15 protein-coding genes are annotated in these 13,709 nt (G+C 58.8%); 10 read left to right on the top strand and 5 right to left on the bottom strand.

Features of this window, described 5'->3' with window-relative positions; translation table 11 throughout:
- Positions 1 to 17: 17 nt before the first annotated feature.
- The gene (locus ACEN9A_RS25780; RefSeq protein ID WP_019650956.1) at positions 18 to 506 is read right to left on the bottom strand and encodes a DUF3015 domain-containing protein; all 489 of its coding nucleotides are present in this window, start codon (positions 504 to 506) and stop codon (positions 18 to 20) included.
- A gap of 275 nt (positions 507 to 781) precedes the next feature.
- Between ACEN9A_RS25780 and ACEN9A_RS25775 the strand changes: the two genes are divergently transcribed.
- Positions 782 to 3,220, top strand: a complete 2,439-nt coding sequence (locus ACEN9A_RS25775; protein ID WP_019650957.1) for a Lon protease family protein — start codon at positions 782 to 784, stop codon at positions 3,218 to 3,220.
- 344 nt (positions 3,221 to 3,564) lie between these two features.
- Complete coding sequence (locus ACEN9A_RS25770) at positions 3,565 to 3,906, top strand: PA4575 family protein (protein ID WP_019581273.1); 342 nt, start codon at positions 3,565 to 3,567, stop codon at positions 3,904 to 3,906.
- Positions 3,907 to 3,912: 6 nt separating this feature from the next.
- On the opposite strand, the gene ACEN9A_RS25765 is transcribed toward ACEN9A_RS25770, so the two are convergent.
- Positions 3,913 to 5,742 carry a hypothetical protein gene (locus ACEN9A_RS25765; RefSeq protein ID WP_258671199.1) on the bottom strand — a complete coding sequence of 610 codons (1,830 nt, stop codon included), beginning with the start codon at positions 5,740 to 5,742 and terminating at the stop codon, positions 3,913 to 3,915.
- Positions 5,743 to 5,902: 160 nt separating this feature from the next.
- On the opposite strand from ACEN9A_RS25765, the gene ACEN9A_RS25760 reads away from it, so the two are divergent.
- The 3 genes from ACEN9A_RS25760 to bamJ all read left to right on the top strand — a co-directional run bounded on the left by ACEN9A_RS25760 (position 5,903) and on the right by bamJ (position 7,567).
- The gene (locus ACEN9A_RS25760) at positions 5,903 to 6,391 is read left to right on the top strand and encodes a TIGR00645 family protein (protein ID WP_007938436.1); all 489 of its coding nucleotides are present in this window, start codon (positions 5,903 to 5,905) and stop codon (positions 6,389 to 6,391) included.
- Positions 6,392 to 6,525: 134 nt separating this feature from the next.
- Positions 6,526 to 6,819: a DUF6482 family protein gene (locus tag ACEN9A_RS25755; RefSeq protein ID WP_258671198.1), complete on the top strand. Its 294-nt coding sequence runs from the start codon at positions 6,526 to 6,528 to the stop codon at positions 6,817 to 6,819.
- 130 nt (positions 6,820 to 6,949) lie between these two features.
- A complete protein-coding gene (bamJ, locus tag ACEN9A_RS25750) occupies positions 6,950 to 7,567 on the top strand; it encodes a BamJ family beta-barrel-assembly machinery protein (RefSeq protein WP_007938433.1) in 618 nt (205 codons plus the stop codon).
- Positions 7,568 to 7,628: 61 nt separating this feature from the next.
- On the opposite strand, the gene ACEN9A_RS25745 is transcribed toward bamJ, so the two are convergent.
- The 3 genes from ACEN9A_RS25745 to ACEN9A_RS25735 form a co-directional block, all read right to left on the bottom strand.
- A complete protein-coding gene (locus tag ACEN9A_RS25745) occupies positions 7,629 to 7,886 on the bottom strand; it encodes a PA4570 family protein (protein ID WP_018925879.1) in 258 nt (85 codons plus the stop codon).
- Positions 7,887 to 8,090: 204 nt separating this feature from the next.
- The gene (locus ACEN9A_RS25740; protein WP_007938431.1) at positions 8,091 to 8,432 is read right to left on the bottom strand and encodes a zinc ribbon domain-containing protein YjdM; all 342 of its coding nucleotides are present in this window, start codon (positions 8,430 to 8,432) and stop codon (positions 8,091 to 8,093) included.
- Positions 8,433 to 8,622: 190 nt separating this feature from the next.
- The gene (locus tag ACEN9A_RS25735) at positions 8,623 to 9,591 is read right to left on the bottom strand and encodes a polyprenyl synthetase family protein (protein ID WP_019650960.1); all 969 of its coding nucleotides are present in this window, start codon (positions 9,589 to 9,591) and stop codon (positions 8,623 to 8,625) included.
- 239 nt (positions 9,592 to 9,830) lie between these two features.
- On the opposite strand from ACEN9A_RS25735, the gene rplU reads away from it, so the two are divergent.
- From rplU to ACEN9A_RS25710, 5 genes are all read left to right on the top strand, one after another.
- A complete protein-coding gene (gene rplU / locus ACEN9A_RS25730) occupies positions 9,831 to 10,145 on the top strand; it encodes a 50S ribosomal protein L21 (protein ID WP_007901869.1) in 315 nt (104 codons plus the stop codon).
- Positions 10,146 to 10,178: 33 nt separating this feature from the next.
- Positions 10,179 to 10,436, top strand: a complete 258-nt coding sequence (gene rpmA, locus ACEN9A_RS25725; protein WP_003228360.1) for a 50S ribosomal protein L27 — start codon at positions 10,179 to 10,181, stop codon at positions 10,434 to 10,436.
- A gap of 195 nt (positions 10,437 to 10,631) precedes the next feature.
- Entirely contained in the window at positions 10,632 to 11,855 is a 1,224-nt protein-coding gene (cgtA, locus tag ACEN9A_RS25720) for an Obg family GTPase CgtA (RefSeq protein WP_018925882.1), read from the top strand.
- 137 nt (positions 11,856 to 11,992) lie between these two features.
- Positions 11,993 to 13,111: a glutamate 5-kinase gene (gene proB, locus ACEN9A_RS25715; RefSeq protein WP_258674218.1), complete on the top strand. Its 1,119-nt coding sequence runs from the start codon at positions 11,993 to 11,995 to the stop codon at positions 13,109 to 13,111.
- A gap of 12 nt (positions 13,112 to 13,123) precedes the next feature.
- Complete coding sequence (locus ACEN9A_RS25710; RefSeq protein ID WP_007938427.1) at positions 13,124 to 13,588, top strand: CreA family protein; 465 nt, start codon at positions 13,124 to 13,126, stop codon at positions 13,586 to 13,588.
- The last annotated feature ends 121 nt before the right edge of the window (positions 13,589 to 13,709 follow it).

Below are 13,709 nucleotides of genomic sequence, written 5' to 3'. Positions count from 1 at the left end.
AGCGGGACGGGTCGAGCTTAAGCTTGAGTGGCGTACTTGGCCAGACGAGGATCGTTCTTCAGTACGGCCAGGGTGTTGGTATGCACATCCTCAGCGGTCACGTCAGCTTTGCTGAAAATTTGCTGGAAGTGTTGATGAGTCACGGTGGCGAAGTGCGCACGGTCTTCCGGCGCCACACCCAGTACCACGGCGTAAGTGGTCAGCGCTTCACCCTGACCTTTAGCCATGTCTTCGGACAGCTCGTTCATCATGCCATTCATGGCGAGCCAGGATTTGCCGCCATAGGTCAGCGCCGCATTGGTCGAGCAACCGTTGGTACCGGAGGTCATGCCGAAAGTTGCGTTACCTGAGGTGCCGTTGGTGGTGGATGCCAGGAAGTGTGCCGGGGTGCCACGCTGACCTTCGAACAGCATGTTGCCCCAACCGCAGTCCGGACCGCCTGGCGCCTGAGCCATGGCGTTGATGGATACAACGGTGAAGAGAGTACCAAGAAGAATCCGTTTCATAGCTATGTTCTCTTTGTGTGCATACCAATGGACAGGGTGCTGGCCCCTAATGGTGCCAGTGGGCCGGTTATTCGTTCCAGCCGCGCAGTTTGGAGTTTAGGCAGGTTCCAGGGGTTCCGTGATTTTTTGCGAAACATTCCCTGAAAACCTTGATTTTGACCCGCGCGGCCCGAGGATGGGGGCTTGTCTAAGCTTTGGCTTGAGGTGCGCCTTGCCAGTGGGTACGGGCAGCGCCAGAATGCCGTTATCTGCCCCGCCTGATGTAAGGAAGCCCGATGCCTGATCCTGTTGCTGCCAGCTTGCGTCTAGCGCCTGAAGCGCTGACCCGTCCGTTTTCCGCTGAACAGTTCAGCTTCTCTACCACCAATGATCTGGAGCCCTTTCGCGGTGTGCTTGGCCAGGAACGTGCGGTCGAAGCCTTGCAGTTCGGTGTGGCCATGCCGCGCCCCGGTTACAACGTGTTCGTCATGGGCGAGCCCGGCACCGGCCGGTTTTCGTTCGTCAAACGCTACCTCAAGGCCGAAGGCAAACGCCTGCAGACCCCGGCCGACTGGGTCTACGTCAATAATTTCGATGAGCCTCGCGAGCCTCGCGCCCTGGAATTGCCGTCGGGCACCGCCGGCGCCTTTATCGGTGACATCAACGGCTTGATCGACAACCTGCTGGCGACCTTTCCGGCAGTGTTCGAGCACCCGTCCTACCAGCAGAAGAAAAGCGCCATCGATCGCGCCTTCAACCAGCGTTATGACCGTGCGCTGGATGTGATCGAGCGTCTGGCGCTGGAGAAAGACGTCGCGCTCTACCGCGACAGCAGCAACATTGCCTTCACCCCGATGAGCGAAGGCAAGGCCCTGGATGAGGCGGAATTCGCCCAGTTGCCGGAAGCCGAGCGCGAGCGCTTTCATGATGACATTTCCGGGCTCGAAGAGCGGTTGAACGAAGAACTCGCCAGCCTGCCGCAATGGAAGCGCGAGTCGAGCAATCAGCTGCGCCAGCTCAACGAAGAAACCATCACTCTGGCCTTGCAGCCATTGCTGGCGCCGCTGTCGGAAAAGTACGCGGAAAACGCAGGCGTTTGCGGTTACTTGCAAGCGATGCAGGTGTACCTGCTTAAAACGGTGGTCGAGCAACTGGTGGACGACAGCAAGACCGACGCCGTCGCCCGCAAATTGCTTGAAGAGCAATACGCCCCGAGCCTGGTGGTCGGGCATCCGCACAGCGGCGGTGCGCCGGTGGTGTTCGAGCCGCACCCGACCTACGACAACCTGTTCGGCCGCATCGAATACAGCACCGATCAGGGTGCGCTCTACACCACCTATCGGCAGCTGCGACCGGGTGCTTTGCACCGGGCCAACGGCGGTTTCCTGATCCTCGAAGCGGAAAAAATGCTCAGCGAGCCATTCGTGTGGGATGCGCTCAAGCGTGCCTTGCAATCGCGCAAGCTGAAAATGGAATCGCCACTGGGTGAGCTGGGCCGTCTTGCCACCGTGACGCTGACGCCGCAACACATTCCGTTGCAGGTCAAAGTCGTGATCATCGGCGCCCGGCAGCTCTACTACACGCTGCAAGACCTCGATCCGGACTTCCAGGAGATGTTCCGCGTCCTGGTTGATTTCGATGAAGACATTCCGATGGTCGACGAAAGCCTGGAGCAGTTCGCCCAGTTGCTCAAAACCCGTACCTCGGAAGAAGGCATGGCGCCGCTGACCGCGGATGCGGTGGCGCGTCTGGCGACTTACAGCGCACGTCTGGCCGAGCACCAGGGACGTTTGTCGGCACGGATCGGCGATCTGTTCCAACTGGTCAGCGAGGCAGATTTCATTCGTGACCTGGCGGGTGACGAGATGACTGACGCCGGGCACATCGAGCGTGCGCTCAAGGCCAAGGCTACCCGTACCGGGCGAGTTTCGGCGCGGATTCTCGATGACATGCTGGCCGGGATCATTCTGATCGACACCGATGGCGCGGCGGTCGGCAAGTGCAACGGGCTGACGGTACTGGAAGTCGGCGATTCGGCCTTCGGGATACCGGCGCGGATTTCCGCCACGGTGTATCCGGGCGGCAGCGGCATCGTCGACATCGAGCGCGAGGTCAACCTCGGCCAGCCGATTCACTCCAAAGGCGTGATGATCCTCACCGGGTACCTGGGCAGCCGCTATGCCCAGGAATTCCCGTTGGCGATTTCCGCAAGCATCGCCCTGGAGCAGTCCTACGGTTACGTCGACGGCGACAGCGCATCGTTGGGCGAGGCCTGCACGCTGATCTCGGCCTTGTCGAAAACTCCACTCAAGCAGTGCTTTGCGATTACCGGTTCGATCAACCAATTCGGTGAAGTGCAGGCGGTAGGCGGGGTCAACGAGAAGATCGAAGGCTTCTTCCGGCTCTGCGAGGCTCGCGGCCTGACGGGCGAGCAGGGAGCGATCATTCCTCAGGCTAACGTCGCCACGCTGATGCTTGACGAGAAGGTGCTGGCGGCGGTGCGCGCGGGGCAGTTCCATGTCTACGCGGTGCGCCAGGCCGACGAAGCCCTGAGCCTGTTGGTCGGCGAGCCGGCCGGTACGCCGGATGAGAATGGCGACTTTCCCGAGGGCAGCGTCAACGCGCGGGTGGTGGAACGCTTGCGGGTGATCGCTGAAATGGTCAGCGAGGAAGACCTCAAGGAGGCCGAAAAGGAGTTGGCGCAGGAAGCATTGCTGGAAGTCAAACCAGCCTGAGTCAATCTCGAACCTGAGGAGGCTCCCTGTGGCGAGGGGGCTTGTCGGACCGCCGCACCGCCCCGTTCGGCTGCGTAGCAGTCGTCAAATCGGCGATGAGGTCTGTCTGATAAATTTCGGGGCCGCTTCGCTGCCCAACGGGGCGGTGCGGCGGTCCGACAAGCCCCCTCGCCACAAGTCTGGCGTCAATATTTGCACGGCGACCACTCGGCGCCTTCTGGCCGCGGGCCGCGTGCGAGCTGAACTTTTCTTCTATTCTCTGCTCAAGGATATCGACAGTTATCACTGGATCGAGACAGCCTTCCCGTGGAGGCTGAATACCGGATCTACCGAGGGTCGCCGCCATGTCGCGCAACCTCTGCCTCACCCGTCAATGCCTGGGCCTTGTGACCCGTATCGAATGTGCTATCCGCCCGCTGGCGGGAGATACGGGCATGTGGACCTTGCTTTTTGCCGCCGGAATGGCCGGCGAGCAACCTTCAGCCATCAAGGCTCAAGGCCCGTTCCGTGGGCCGGTCGTGGCTGAATCGATCCTCGACACCATCGTCGAAAGTCTGACCCTGCATGGCTACGAGTTGGCCGATGACCCGCAAATCTGGTGCCTGCACCTGCAAGCCCAGTTGCGAGAGATCAACGGTGGCCGTTTCCACAACCTTGCCGGTCCCGGGTTTCGACCTGAAGGCTGATCCAGGCTATTGATCCAGGTTACCTGGCTCGGTCTTGTCGAGTTTGACCTCGAAACCGTATTGCACGGTGGTGAGGTTGGTTCGCTGATAAGTTTCCAGACGTGTGGGCTGGCCGTAGAAGTAATGCACTGCGAATAACCCCGGACCTTGCGCATTCGCGTCGTGACTGACCGAAAGAATCTCCTTCAGATAGTTGCCACTGTCGTCCTTGGCGAAAAAGCGCCAGTCCTGGTCGGGGAACAGCTTCAGATCAACCACCAACTCATTCCCTTTGAGCGCCAGGCCCTTGGGCAGTTGGTGGGCGTCGTAGGTTTGCTTGTCGACAGTCGCCAGGAACAGCGGCATGGAGCCCACTGCGTAGGCCGGAGTTTCTGCAAACAGATTCAGATCGTAGGTGATGCTGCCGCGTAGCGGGTCGACCTGATACGCCTCCGGTGGCAGCTCGATCGGCCCGTCGCGCCGGCCATTGCTGTCTTGGGTAAAAAACGTCACGGGACTTTCGCCGGGATTGAACGAGGTGCCGAGCAGTTCGTCATTGAAGCTTCTGGGGTGATCGAAATCGATGCGCGCGGCGCTTGGATCATCGATCGACTGGCTGATACTGATGCTTTTTTTCAGTTGGTTCTCGTCCAGCGTCGCACCCTTGAGCCAGGTCGCAGCCTGGTCGTCGTATACCACCACGGGCAAGGCCAGTGGCTGGATGGTTTTTTCCGTCGTGTGCGGGTCGAAGCGGCGTACCGGCAGGTTTAGGTTCTTGCGGGTCACCGTGACCGCCGAGAAGTCCAGCAAGCTGACTTCGAGCGTGTCGATCGGTCCGTTGAAGTACACCTTGGCGTACTGTCGGGTTTGTTGTTTTTCAAAGGCGCGCTGGTCGTCCTCGAGCTGTTTTTCGAACGCTTCGCTCCAGGCTTTCTGCTGTTGCATTTGCGCCAGTTGTTTTTGATAGAACGCAATTTGCGCGGCGGTTTCATTGATCGCGCCCGAGCGCGAGAGGAATTGTCCGGTGGTGTCCCTGGCCTGAACGATCAGCGGGTTGGGCGGTGTATCGCGAACCTCGGGGGCTGGTGGTGCGCTGTTACTGAATTCGATTTCGGCATGGTTTTTTTCAAGCTTCAGCAGCGTGACACTGAGGTTGTCATTGGTGCGCGTCTGGCCGATGTCCTTTTTCGTCAGGTCGAAGCTGTAGAGTCGGCGCGGGGCGATGACCTCCACCTTGCCTTGCAGACTCACCGGTTGTGGCAGGTTCTTCTTGTCCACACCCAGGCCTTCGATGAAGGGGTAGGTCACCGTCAAGTCATCGGGGTTGGTCAGGTTGGAGCTCGACGGGCTCAGCTGGATTCCTGGATCGGTTTCCGACCATTCCGGCTGAAACGCGATGACGCGCTTGTTGCTGAGGGTCACCGATTGCCATTCCAGGTCATGAGGGAAAAGGAATGCGCCAGGGGTGTTGAAGTGGAGGGGGAATACCGGTTGCAGATCGGTCAGGTAATCCGAGCTGGACTCCTTGTGCAGCACGAACAGCCCGTTGATGTAGGTGTCGACCAGCGCCTGGGGCGTGGGGTAGTGCTTGAATACGGCGAGGGCATCTTCGCCGTATTCGGTGACCACCGGTTTACTGTCGAGCTTGAGTTGCGCACGCTCAAGCAGCAGCAGTGAACCGCCGAGTTCGGTCACGACGTCCTTGAGTTTCGGATCCTTGATCGCCTCCAGAGACTTTTCGAATTGCGCGGTCTTTTCTTCGAGGCTGACCTGGCGTTTCTCATCGCTGGGTGAACAACCACCGAGCAGCAATGCGAGGCAAAGTCCGGCACTCGTTAAGGGCAATCGCACATCCATTTCCAGTTTTCCTGTCCGATGTCGCTGACCTGTCATTGATCTGGACACTAGCAGAAAAACTTTGTCACACACACGCAGGTTGCGGATTTTCCGGCGGTTTCTGGGTGTAACAGGCGGCTGTTATACTCGCCGCCATTTCCAGCCCCTTGTGTGAGATTCAATGGAACGCTTTATCGAAAATACAATGTACGCCTCCCGCTGGTTGCTGGCGCCGATCTATTTCGGTTTGTCGCTGGGCTTGCTGGCGTTGGCACTGAAATTCTTCCAGGAAGTCATCCACGTCATCCCTAACGTGTTCTCGATGGCCGAGTCGGATCTGATTCTGGTGTTGTTGTCGCTGATCGACATGGCGCTGGTAGGCGGCTTGCTGGTAATGGTGATGATTTCCGGTTACGAGAACTTCGTTTCCGAACTGGATATCGACGACAGCAAGGAGAAGCTCAACTGGTTGGGCACCATGGATTCGTCTTCGTTGAAGATGAAGGTCGCGGCTTCCATCGTGGCAATTTCGTCGATCCACTTGCTGCGGATTTTCATGGACGCCAAGAACGTCGATCCTGAGCATTTGCAGTGGTACGTGATCATCCACATGACCTTCGTGGTGTCGGCGTTTGCCATGGGTTATCTGGACAAGCTGACCAAGCACTGATCCACCCTTACTTGCTCCACCGCACCGCCCGTCTGTTGCGAAACAGACGGGCGGTGTCGTTTGTGGCTTGTACTTTGGCGCGTCGAGGCATATCCCTGTAAGAACCCTGGCTCTCCACTGCGTGAGGTGCGCTCATGAACCTGCAAGAGTTGAATGCGTATGCCATCGCCGGAAAGATCGATGAGTTGAACCTGATCTCGATGGAAGGCGTGTTCTACGTGCTGGAAGCTCGGATGCATGGTGCGGCGCATCCAGTGCTCGATGCTCATGGCGAGACATTGCAGCTGCGCTCGGTCGAGCATGCGCGTGAAGTGCTTCACGCCTGTCCCAAGCCATTCAACGTTGTATATACCTCGGCCCATGATGAAATGTGCGGTACCAGCGCCGAGGAAAGTCCGAAATTACCGAGCACCTTCCGTACTGCGTAACAGGGCTGACGCCGCTCATCAACGTGGCGGCATCTGTGCTAGTCTGCTCGCCCTTTTGATTCCGGGCGCTCCGGGATGCGCTGTGCACGCACGGCAAGTTCCAGGGCCGTCCGCACAGCGGAGCAGTGTCATGTCCGAAGTAAATCTGTCCACCGATGAAACCCGCGTCAGCTACGGCATTGGCCGTCAGTTGGGCGACCAGCTGCGTGACAATCCGCCACCGGGCGTGAGCCTGGACGCAATCCTGGCGGGTCTGACCGACGCGTTCGCCGGTAAGCCAAGCCGTGTGGGCCAGGAAGAAATGTCCGCCAGCTTCAAGGTGATCCGCGAGATCATGCAAGCCGAAGCGGCTGCCAAGGCTGAAGCTGCTGCTGGCGAAGGCCTGGCTTTCCTGGCTGAAAACGCCAAGCGTGAAGGCATCACTACTCTGGCTTCGGGCCTGCAATTCGAAGTGCTGACCCAAGGTGAAGGCGCCAAGCCAACCCGTGAGGATCAAGTGCGCACTCACTACCACGGCACTCTGATCGACGGCACTGTGTTCGACAGCTCCTACGAGCGCGGCCAGCCTGCAGAATTCCCGGTGGGCGGCGTTATCGCCGGCTGGACCGAAGCCCTGCAACTGATGAACGCGGGCAGCAAATGGCGTCTGTACGTGCCGAGCGAACTGGCTTACGGCGCTCAAGGCGTTGGCAGTATTCCGCCGCACAGCGTACTGGTATTCGACGTCGAACTGCTCGACGTTCTGTAATCCCGGTGTTGGAGCTGGCCCGCTCCTGCAGGGCCAGCTCCGGCATTTTTACAAATGATCTTCATACCTCGAACTTGGTATTCAGGTCATGACTCGGGCGCAACGCCCGGGCATAGCAAAACAGAAATAGATTGCGCACCAGTTCCTTGAGTACCACCGGCTCACTGGAACTCAGGCCATTGACGTCCAGATCACCCTGATCCTGCAGCTCGTTCAAGGCTTCTTCTTCAAGCACCGCACAGACTTCCCCGGTTTCCCGATGCAGGATTCTGAGGTAGGGATGTGGGCGGTCCAGCCAGGCATCGATCAAATAAGTCATGGGTCTCATCTCCATTGATTGGTTTCAATGAGAATAATTCCTATTCATTAAATAGCAAGGGCCTATTGGCGGTTTGCGTTTTTTATCGGGTAAGGATTGCGTAAGGTCAAAACGGCTGGCGTTTGGCTATTGCGAGGAGTGCTGGGTGACGCGGGGAGGGTAAAGCACCATCCCACGCAGGGCGCGGGATGGAATACAGCGGGCTCAGACTTTTCTGACGAACTCGGATTTGAGTTTCATCGGGCCGATGCCGTCGATCTTGCAGTCGATGTCGTGGTCGCCATCGCACAGGCGGATGTTCTTGACCTTGGTGCCGACCTTGACCACCAGGGAAGTGCCTTTGACCTTGAGGTCCTTGATCACGGTGATGGTATCGCCGTCCTGCAGGACGTTGCCGACCGAGTCCTTTTTCACGGTATCGTCGGACGCTACTTCGGCTTCGCCGTTGGCGGACCACTCATGGGCGCACTCCGGGCAGATCAGCTGTGCGCCGTCTTCGTAGGTGTATTCGGAATTGCATTTCGGGCAGGGTGGCAACGTGCTCACTAAGGCTCCTTGGATTCAGGATGGCTAAAAAGCGCACATTATATAGGGTTTTATCGCGGGAGGGAGCGAGCAGCAAAAGATCAAAAGATCGCAGCCTCGCTCTGCTCGACAGCTCCTACAGGAATGTTGACTAACGCGGTCACCGTAGGAGCTGTCGAGTGAAACGAGGCTGCGATCTTTTGTTGTGAAATCAGTGCGTGCGAGCGACCGCAAATTCACTCAATTCCACCAGAGCATCGCGGTATTCGCTGGCGGGCAGGGCGTCGAGGCACTTGATCGCACGGGCCACGTAGTCGCGGGCCAGTTGCGCGGTGTAATCCAGCGAGCCGGAAGCTTCGACCGCTTCGCGAATGCTTTCCAGGTCTTCGATGCCACCTTTCTGGATCGCCTGACGAACCAGCGCGGCCTGCTCCGGAGTGCCTTCGCGCATGGTGTAGATCAGCGGCAGCGTAGGCTTGCCCTCGGCCAGGTCGTCACCGACGTTCTTGCCCAGGGTCTCGGCATCGCCACGGTAGTCCAGCAGGTCGTCGACCAGTTGGAAGGCTACGCCCAGGTGATCGCCAAAGGTGCGCAGCGCTTCGCTCTGTTCCAGCGAGGCGCCGGCCAGGGCTGCGGCGCTGTGGGTCGAAGCCTCGAAGAGCATCGCGGTTTTGCCGCGAATGACTTCCATGTAGGTTTCTTCGGTGGTGCTGGCGTCGCGGACCTTCGACAGCTGCAACACTTCGCCTTCAGCGATGATGCGCGTGGCTTGCGAAAGGATCTTCATCACCGGCATGGAGCCCAGTTCGACCATCATTTCGAAAGAGCGCGAATACAGGAAGTCACCCACCAGCACGCTCGGCGCGTTGCCCCACATGGCATTGGCGGTCGAACGGCCACGGCGCATGCCGGACATGTCGACGACGTCGTCGTGCAGCAGGGTGGCGGTGTGCAGGAACTCGATGGTCGCGGCCAGCAGGCGCAGGTCATCGCCTTCGCGGCCCAGTGCCTTGCCGCATAGCAGTACGAGCAAGGGACGCAGGCGTTTACCGCCAGCCGAGGTAATGTAGTCGCCGATTTTCGATACCAGCGGCACTCGGGAAGTCAGCTGCTTCTTGATGATGCCGTCGACGGCGCTAAAATCGTCCGCCACCGCGCGGTAGAAAGCTTGGGGTTGCATCAGCGACAGTTGCTCCAGAAGGGTTGCGCGGCATGCTAGGACCCACGTCCGGGCCTGTCAAGGCGCGATGGACGGCCACTTGCAACGCCAGAGTAGCTTGCGTACAATCGCGCACCCTGAACTTCCTGGGCAGCACCTGCCTTACGCAATGCAAACAGGCCTTCCAGCCTTATGCAGCCATGCCAGCCAATACCTCTTCTTATAAAGAGCTGGGTGAGCAGGATTATCGGAGAAATACCATGTCTTATGCAGTAATCGTTACTGGTGGCAAGCAGTACAAAGTTGCTCCAGGTGAATACCTGAAGATCGAAAAACTGGAAATCGCTACCGGCGAATCCGTAACTTTTGATCGCGTTCTGTTGGTTGCCAATGGCGACGACGTGAATATCGGCGCTCCAGTTGTTCCTGGCGCTACCGTTGTGGCTGAAGTGATCTCCCAAGGTCGTCACGATAAAGTCCGCATCATCAAGTTCCGTCGCCGTAAGCACCACATGAAGCGTATGGGCCACCGCCAGTGGTACACCGAGATCAAAATCACCGGTATTCAGGCTTAATCAGCCTAATTCCTCACTAGGAGAATTGAACTCATGGCACACAAAAAAGCTGGTGGTAGTACCCGTAACGGTCGCGACTCAGAAGCCAAACGCCTTGGCGTGAAGATGTATGGCGGCCAGGTCATCAAGGCCGGTAACATCATCGTGCGTCAGCGCGGCACCCAATTCCACGCTGGCTACGGCGTTGGCATGGGTAAAGATCACACCCTCTTCGCGAAAATCGAAGGCGTGATCAAGTTTGAAGTAAAAGGCGCCTTCGGTCGTCGTTACGTGAGCGTCGTCGCAGCTTAATTGCGCGATCGCTGGAAAAGCCCTGTCTTGCGACGGGGCTTTTTCGTTTGTGGGGTGAGTCTCTTGCAAAGCTGTTTGTGATGGGCTCCAGCGCTGTATTGGCGGTCGTTGATTGAGGTCGCTGCGCTCATTTTTGCAAGAGTCTTATGTCTTGGTTGTTTTTCGGCTCGTCCGTATGGCGAGAGGCGTTTTGTTATGAAGTTTGTTGATGAAGTATCGATTCGAGTAAAGGCTGGCGACGGTGGCAACGGTTGCATGAGTTTCCGTCGAGAGAAATTCATTGAAAACGGCGGCCCGAACGGCGGCGACGGTGGTGATGGCGGTTCCATCTACATGATGGCCGACGAAAATCTGAACACCCTGGTCGACTACCGTTACACCCGGCACTTCGATGCCGAGCGCGGTTCCAACGGTGGCAGCACCGACTGCACCGGCAAAAAAGGTGAGGATCTGATCCTGCGGGTGCCGGTCGGTACCACGGTGATCGACTCTGCCACCCAGGAAGTTATCGGCGACCTGACCAAGGCCGGCCAGAAGCTGATGGTGGTTCAGGGCGGCTGGCACGGTCTGGGTAACACTCGTTTCAAATCCAGTACCAACCGTGCGCCGCGCCAGACCACGCCGGGCAAGCCGGGTGAGCAGCGCGACCTGAAGCTGGAAATGAAGGTGTTGGCGGACGTCGGTCTGCTCGGTTTGCCGAACGCCGGCAAAAGTACTTTCATTCGCTCGGTGTCGGCCGCCAAGCCGAAAGTCGCTGACTACCCGTTCACCACATTGGTGCCGAACCTGGGTGTGGTCAGTGTCGATCGCTGGAAGAGCTTCGTGGTTGCGGATATTCCGGGCCTGATCGAAGGTGCTTCCGACGGCGCAGGCCTGGGGATTCGCTTCCTCAAGCACTTGTCGCGTACGCGTCTGCTGCTGCACCTCGTCGACATGGCGCCGCTGGATGACACCAGTGCGCCGGATGCCGCTGAAGTGATCGTCAGCGAGCTGACCAAGTTCAGCCCGTCCCTGGCTGAGCGTGATCGCTGGCTGGTGCTGAACAAGTGTGACCAGATCCTTGAGGAAGAGCACGATGCTCGCGTCAAGGAGATCGTTGATCGTCTGGAGTGGACTGGTCCGGTCTATGTGATCTCGGCGATCGCCAAGCAAGGCACCGAGCGTCTGTGCCACGACATCATGCGTTACCTGGAAGATCGCGCCGATCGCCTGGCTAACGACCCGGCCTACAAGGAAGAGTTGGCTGAGCTCGATCAGCGCATCGAAGATGAAGCTCGCGCCCAGTTGCAGGCGCTGGACGATCAGCGTGCCCTGCGCCGCAGCGGCGTGAAGTCGGTCCATGACATCGGTGACGACGATTGGGACGAAGAAGATGTGGATGACGAAGATGGTCCGGAAATCATTTACGTGCGTGACTGATTCGTTGCGATAAACTTAAGCGCCGCTCACAGGAGCGGCGTTTTAGTGTCTGGAAATCGACTGTTGGTCACGAAGAATCACGAATAACGTCACGGGCAGTGCCAGGTCGCGCTGCCCTCAAGCTAAGGTTGAAGATGATGCGGAGCAAGGTGACAGGTGCGCAGCGTTGGGTCGTGAAGATCGGCAGCGCTTTGCTGACGGCGGACGGCAAGGGCCTGGATCGCGCGGCAATGGGTGTCTGGGTCGAGCAGATGGTTGCCCTGCATGAGGCGGGCGTTGAGCTGGTGCTGGTGTCCTCTGGGGCGGTGGCGGCGGGCATGAGCCGTCTGGGCTGGACCTCACGACCCAGTGCGATGCACGAGTTGCAGGCGGCTGCCGCCATCGGTCAGATGGGGTTGGTGCAGGCCTGGGAGTCGAGCTTCGCCGAACATGGTCGGCATACCGCACAGATTCTCCTGACTCACGACGATTTGTCCGACCGCAAGCGCTACCTGAATGCTCGTAGCACCCTGCGTGCGCTGGTCGAGTTGAAAGTGATCCCGGTGATCAACGAAAACGACACCGTGGTCACTGACGAAATCCGTTTCGGCGATAACGACACGTTGGCGGCGCTGGTGGCGAATCTGGTCGAGGCTGATTTGCTGGTGATCCTCACCGATCGCGACGGCATGTTCGACGCTGATCCGCGCAACAATCCCGACGCCAAGCTGATTTACGAGGCGCGGGCCGATGATTCGGCGCTCGATGCGGTAGCTGGTGGCACTGGTGGTGCACTGGGGCGTGGCGGCATGCAGACCAAATTGCGCGCTGCGCGTCTGGCGGCGCGCTCCGGTGCGCACACCATCATCGTTGGTGGCCGTATTGAGCGAGTGCTGGATCGCCTCAAGGCTGGCGAGCGCATCGGCACTTTGCTGTCGCCTGAGCGCGGCATGCTGGCGGCCCGCAAACAGTGGCTGGCCGGGCATCTGCAGACTCGCGGCACGCTGGTGCTGGACGCGGGTGCGGTGACCGCGCTGTCCCAAGGCAATAAAAGTTTGCTGCCGGTAGGTGTAAAGCTGGTCCAGGGCAGCTTCCGTCGCGGCGAAATGGTGGTATGTGTGGCGCCGGACGGTCGTGAAATCGCCCGTGGCCTGGCTAACTACAGCGCTCTGGAAGCGCAAAAAATCATCGGTCAGTCGTCTGAGGCGATTATCGGTCTGTTGGGTTACATGGCGGAGCCGGAGCTGGTTCACCGGGATAACCTGATTCTGGTCTGAAGGAATACCTGAATGCGTGTGGCAAAAGGATTATTGGGCTTGTTGTTGGCGATGCCGCTGCTGGCCTCGGCCGAGGAGATTGGCCAGGTGTCGACGGTGTTCAAATTCGTCGGCCCGAACGACCGTATCGTTGTCGAGGCGTTTGATGATCCGAAGGTGGAGGGCGTGACCTGTTACTTGTCGCGCGCCAAGACGGGTGGCGTGAAAGGTGGTCTGGGATTGGCCGAGGATCGCGCTGAAGCGTCTATTGCATGTCGCCAGGTCGGGCCGATCAACTTCAAGGGTGAGCTCAAGGATGGCGAGGAGGTGTTCAAGGAGCGCACCTCGCTGGTATTCAAGACTATGCAGGTGGTGCGATTCCTCGACAAGAAACGCAATACCCTGGTGTATCTGGTCTACAGCGATCGTTTGATCGAGGGCAGTCCGCAGAATGCGGTGACGGCGATTCCGATTCTGCCGTGGACTCACGCCCAGTAATCTGACGCAGGTCCAGGTGTGGGAGTCTGTGTGGCGAGGGGGCTTGCCCCCGTTGGGGTGCGAAGCGCCCCTGTAATCAGTTGCCGCGATCTTGAATCAGAAAGTGGTGACCGGTTTACGA

It is taken from the genome of Pseudomonas sp. Pseusp18, from assembly GCF_059506005.1.
This window is presented reverse-complemented; position numbering and strand designations above follow the sequence as displayed.